The following is a 2,455-nucleotide window of genomic DNA, read 5'->3' as shown; positions in this document are numbered from 1 at the left end:
CTATCCACCCACCAACCCACCAGACCCTACCGGTGGATTCAGGCTAAGAGGGTGCGCCGATAGGTTGGTCCTGCGAGGCCGTCACGCCCGATCATCCGGGCCTGCCAGGCCTTGGCTACCCGCCCGTCGGCGCACCCCTCTGGTCGGGTGCGGTGTGGGCCCGGTGCCCGGACAAGGGGGTTGAACGCGTCACAGACCCGCCGCATAATGGCCGGCAGTCACAAACACCACCGGTTTCCTGCTGTTCGACGTCGAGGGAACCGGAACCGGGATCAATTCGGGAGCGGACCCGCCAGGGGATAGCGGAACGCGTTCGGACCGAAGGAGGTGGTGGCTGGGGGATGGGCCCGCCGGGGAGGGGCGTGTTCCCGCGATTTTCGCGTTCTCGTGGTTTTTGGGGTACGGATGAGGAACTCCCGGAACAGGGCACTAGCCGTCTGCGTTGAGGGTTCTCAGCGTGGCGACGGAATGTATGGCGAGCACCGCGATTAGCATCAGGCCTCCCACCAGGGTGGCGCCGTGCGGCGCCTCGCCCACGGCTATCCAGACCCAGAGGGCGCCCAGCACGGTCTGTAGCAGCAGGAGCAGGGCCACCTCGGGTGCCGGGATGTATCGGGGTCCGGTGGCGATCAGGCCGAACGCCACCGGCACTATGAGGACGCCGACCAGCACCAGCATCACCCAGTCCCTTGAGTCCGCCGAGCCCGGGCTGGCGAGCGGCAGGGCGATCAGACCGGCCAGGCCCGCTCCGAGTGCCACCGCCGGGACCAGGTTCAGGGATGGCCGGGACCGGAGCACCACCAGCGTCCCGCCGATCGCTATGGCCGCCACGAGGCCGGCCAGGGTGCCGGGCAGGTCTCCCGTGACCAGCGAGCCGAGCAGGATCACCAGCGTCGCAACGGTCGCTCCCCCGATGGCGAGCCAGGTCCGCCGCGGGACCATCTCCCGCAGCACGATGCGGGTCAGCAGCGCCGCGAACAGCGGGCTCAGGCTGATCATCAGCAGGGTGTTCGCCACCGAGGTGTGGGTGATCGAGTAGAGGAACATCACGTTGTCCAGGGCGAACAGAAGCGCCGCGATCACTCCGGCCAGGCCCATCGCCCGCATTTGACCCCGCCATCCCGTCCTCTCCATCACCAGGAAGAACACGAACAGGCCCGGCGCCGACAGGACCCCGCGCACGAACACGAGCGTCCACGCATCAACATCCATCAACCGGATCGGCACACCCTGGACGCTCAGGATGATCACCCCGGCAGACGTGATCAACAGACCCTTCGCCGGATCGGAAAGACGCGAGAACCTACCCGAAATCGTGAACCCCCCGGCCAGTCGGGCGAGCGGCCAAGTCGAGGCTCCTCAAGGTCGCAATGGAATGCGCCGCCAGCACCAGGAAGAACACGAACAGGCCCGGCGCCGACAGGACGCCGCGCACGAACACCAGCGTCCATGCGTCCACGTCCATCAACCGGATCGGGACACCCTGGACGCTCAGGATGATGACCCCGGCTGACGTGATCACCAGACCCTTGGCCGGATCGGAGAGACGGGAGAACCTACCCGGAATCGTGGACCTCCCGGTCGGTGTGGCCGGCGGCCAGGTCGAGGCTTCTCAGGGTCGCTACGGAGTGCGCCGCCAGCACCGCGATGAGCACGACCCCGCCCACCACGGTAGCCAGGCTGGGGACCTCCCCCACCGCCATCCACACGAACAATGCCCCCAGCACCGTCTCGAGCAACAGCAACAGTGCGACCTCGGCGGCCGGGATGTACCTGGGGCCGGTGCAGATGAGGCCGAAGGCCACCGGCACGAGGAACAGGCCCAAGGCCACGAGGTACACCCAGTCCTGCGCACTGGCCGAGGAGGGGCTGGAAGCGGGCAGGCCGACCAGGGCCCCCAGCGCCGATCCCAGCGCCACGGCAGGGACCAGGTTGAGGTGCGGGCGCGCCCGGAGCACCACCAGCGTCCCGCCGAGCGCCACCGCCGCCACGAGACCGGCGAGCGTGCCGGGGAGGTCGCCCTCCACGAGCGAGCCGAGCATGATGATCGAGGTGGCCACGGCCCCGCCTGCGATCGCCATCCAGGTGCGCCTCGGCACCGTCTCGCGCAGCACCATGCGGGTGAACAACGCGGCGAACAGCGGGCTGAGGCTGATCAGGAGGAACGTGTTCGCCACCGATGTGTGGGTGATCGAATAGATGAAGCCTACGTTGTCGATCGCGAACAGGACCGCGGCGAGAAGGCCCGCCATCCCCATCGACCGCAGCTGGTCCCACCACCCGCGCCTCTCCATCACCAGGAAGAACACGAACAGGCCGGGGGCCGCCAGCACCCCCCGCAGGAGCAGCAGCGTCCACGAATCGACCTCGATCAACCGGATCAGGACGCCTTCGCCGCTGAGGATCAGGACGCCGACCGTGGTGATCAACAACCCGAACGCGGGGCGGGACAGGC

General features: G+C 68.2%; 3 protein-coding genes. All 3 read right to left on the bottom strand.

Annotated elements, in window-relative coordinates; translation table 11 throughout:
* Window positions 1-429: 429 nt before the first annotated feature.
* A complete protein-coding gene (locus OXK16_12630; GenBank protein MDE0376789.1) occupies window positions 430-1,269 on the bottom strand; it encodes a DMT family transporter in 840 nt (279 codons plus the stop codon).
* 34 nt (window positions 1,270-1,303) lie between these two features.
* Window positions 1,304-1,522 carry a hypothetical protein gene (locus tag OXK16_12625; protein MDE0376788.1) on the bottom strand — a complete coding sequence of 73 codons (219 nt, stop codon included), beginning with the start codon at window positions 1,520-1,522 and terminating at the stop codon, window positions 1,304-1,306.
* Window positions 1,523-1,556: 34 nt separating this feature from the next.
* The coding region (locus OXK16_12620) for a DMT family transporter (GenBank protein ID MDE0376787.1) at window positions 1,557-2,455 on the bottom strand (899 nt) is incomplete at its 5' end.

It is taken from the genome of bacterium (assembly GCA_028821235.1).
GTDB lineage: Bacteria > Actinomycetota > Acidimicrobiia > Spongiisociales > Spongiisociaceae > Spongiisocius.
The sequence above is the reverse complement of the archived record's forward strand: the minus strand, read 5'-3'. Positions and strand labels throughout refer to the sequence as shown.